Here is a 3,341-nt window from a genome sequence, read left to right on the forward strand (position 1 = left end):
CCGGGTGTCGGCCTTGGCCGCGACGCTCGCGCACGAGATCAAAGGTCCGGCGGATAGCGATCTTTTCTTCTGGTCGCGAGCACTGTCGGCACAATGCCGTGACATCGCCGACGAGCTTGGCCGCTTCGACCTGCCGCCAGCCATCGATGCAGATCCGGGTTTGCCGACCTTCCGGCAACTTGCACAGCTTGACGTGAATCTGTGGCCCGACGTGGGCCAAGCACGCGCCATTGAAGTACGCTGTGTCGCAATCGATCGCATCGCGCAAGTCAACCGGCTGGCGGAACTCTCCGCTGACCTGGCGACGATGGATTTCAAGTTCCTCTACGACGGCAGCCGCGAGTTGTTGAGCATTGGATACAACGTGGACGAGCGCCGTCTCGATACCGGTTATTACGATCTGCTCGCGTCCGAGGCGCGGCTGACGAACTTCGTGGCGATCGCGCAGGGCCAGTTGCCGCAGGAAAGCTGGTTCACATTGGGACGTTTGCTGACGAGTACCGGTGGTGTTCCGGTCTTGCTCTCGTGGACCGGCTCGATGTTCGAATACCTGATGCCGATGCTGGTCATGCCCAGCTACGAAGGCACCTTGCTCGACCAGACCTGCCGTGCGGCAGTCGCCCGGCAGATCGAGTACGGCCATCAGCTCGGCGTGCCGTGGGGCGTGTCCGAGTCGGGCTACAACGTGCTTGATGCCCAACTCAACTACCAGTACCGCGCGTTTGGCGTGCCGGGCCTCGGGCTCAAGCGTGGACTCGGTGACGATGTTGTCGTCGCACCGTACGCCACGGCGCTTGCCTTGATGGTGGCGCCCGCAGCGGCTTGCCGTAACTTGCAGCGTCTTGTGGCGACTGGAGCGGCCGGACGCTATGGTTTCTACGAAGCCATCGATCACACTCAGGCACGTGTGCCGCGCGGTCAGACCTCGGTCGTTATCCACTCGTACATGGCGCACCACCAGGGCATGAGCCTGTTGTCGATGGCGAGCTGCCTGCTTGGGCAACCCATGCAGCGCCGCTTCGAATCCGACCCGCAGTTCAAGGCCACCACCTTGTTGTTGCAGGAGCGCATCCCGAAGACTGCAACCGAATATTTGCCGACGCCGGGCCTGCCCGCCGTCGACGCGGCTGCACTTATTGCGGAGACCAAGCTGCGCATTTTCACCGACCCCGACCGGGCGAGACCTTCAGTGCAACTGCTGTCGAACGGCCGGTATCACGTGATGGTAAGCAGCGCGGGTGGCGGCTACAGCCGTTGCGGCGATTTATCGGTTACGCGATGGCGCGAAGACATCACGTCCGACAACTGGGGCATGTTTTGTTACCTGCGCGATGTGGCGAGTGGCGAGTTCTGGTCGAGCGCACATCAGCCGACGCTCAAGCGCCCCAATCTTTACGAAGCCATTTTCTCCGACGCGCGCGCCGAGTTCCGCGTGCGCGAACGCGACTTCGACTCGCATACCGAGATCGTGGTGTCGCCGGAAGACGATATCGAGTTGCGGCGCCTTCATATCACCAATCGCGCACGGGTGCGGCGGACGATCGAGCTGACCAGCTATGGCGAGGTCGTGCTGGCGCCCGCGGCGGCCGATGCCGCGCATCGCGCCTTCAGTAATCTGTTCGTTCAGACCGAACTGCTGGAGCCGTTGCAAGCCATTTTATGCACGCGGCGGCCTCGCTCGAGTAAGGAAGCCGTGCCGTGGATGTGTCATCTGCTGGCGGCGCACGGCGTGGATATCGATGCGATTTCCTACGAGACCGACCGGGCGCGGTTTATCGGCCGGGGACGCAGCGTCGTTCATCCCGCGGCGATGAACGACGGATCCGACACCCAGGGCCGGCTCTCGAACAGTGCTGGATCCGTGCTTGATCCGATCGTTTCAATTCGCTGCCGGATTACGCTCAACCCGGGGCAGTCGGCGACGATCGACTTCGTCACAGGGTTAAGCGACAGCCGTGACGGCTGCTTGCGCCTGATCGACAAATATCGCGACCGGCAACTCGCCGATCGTGTCTTCGACCTCGCCTGGACTCATAGTCAGGTGTCGCTGCGACAGATGAACGCCACGGTTTCCGATGCGCGGCTCTACGAGCAGATGGCGGCGTCGATCATCTACGCCAACGCGTCGTTGCGCGCCGAGGCTGGCGTATTGGCCGCGAACCGGCGCAACCAGTCCGGCTTATGGGGCCAGTCGATCTCGGGCGACCTGCCTATTGTGCTGCTGCAGATCACCGACATGGCCAACATCGAACTGGTTCGGCAGATGGTACAGGCGCATGCATACTGGCGACAAAAAGGGCTGGCCGTCGATCTGGTGATCTGGAACGAGGACCACGCGGGCTACCGGCAGAACTTGCAGGACCTGATCATGGGTCTGATCGCCTCGGGCACGGAAGCGAACCTGATAGACCGGCCGGGTGGGATTTTCGTTCGGCCAGCCCAGCAATTGTCACGCGAAGACCGTGACCTGATGCAGGCGGTGGCGCGCATTATCGTAGCGGACACGCGTGGAAGCCTGGCCGAGCAAGTCGAGCGTCGGCGCCCGGATACGAGCGCAGTGCCGTTCGAGCCGACGAGCGCCTACTTCGCTGACCGGTTGCCTGAGGTGCACGCTCCGGCGCCGGCGGACGCGTTGATTCTGCAGAACCCGTACGGCGGCTTTTCGGCAGACGGCACCGAGTACGTCATCAAGCTGGAACCTGGCGACTCCACCCCGGCGCCATGGGCAAATGTGCTTGCGAACCCGGGCTTCGGCACGGTCGTCTCCGAGAGCGGAGGTGCCTATACGTGGAGCGAGAACGCGCACGAGTTCAGACTAACGCCATGGGCTAACGATCCAATCGGCGATACGAGCGGCGAAGCCCTATACCTGCGCGACGAGGAGAGCGGACATTACTGGTCGCCTAGTCCATTGCCCCGGCGCGGCAGCGCAACGTACACCACTCGCCATGGCTTCGGCTACAGCGTGTTCGAGCATGAGGAAGATGGCATCCGTTCCGAGCTGTGGGTGTACGTCGCGCTACACGCACCTATCAAATTTTCGGTGCTCAAGATCCGCAACGTTTCCGGACGCGCGCGACGCCTTTCAGCCACCGGCTATGTCGAGTGGACGCTTGGCGATTTACGCGAGAAGTCCGCCATGCACATAGTCACCGAGGCCGATCCGCTCACCGGGGCGCTCTTTGCCCGCAACGACTATTCGATGGAGTTCGGCGGCCGCGTCGCGTTCTTCGCGGTTGACGAGGCTGTCGCCGGTTTCACCTGCGATCGCCGCGAATTTGTCGGTCGCAATGGCAGCCTCCGCGCGCCCGCTGCCATGCGCCAGGCGCGGCTGTCCGGAC

General features: G+C 62.9%; 1 protein-coding gene. It reads left to right on the plus strand.

The window, feature by feature from the left end:
- Positions 1-3,341: glucoamylase family protein (locus EOS_RS36075; protein WP_047897009.1), on the plus strand; the 3,341-nt coding region annotated here is incomplete at both ends.

The organism is Caballeronia mineralivorans PML1(12), assembly GCF_001028175.1.
Taxonomy (GTDB): domain Bacteria; phylum Pseudomonadota; class Gammaproteobacteria; order Burkholderiales; family Burkholderiaceae; genus Caballeronia; species Caballeronia mineralivorans.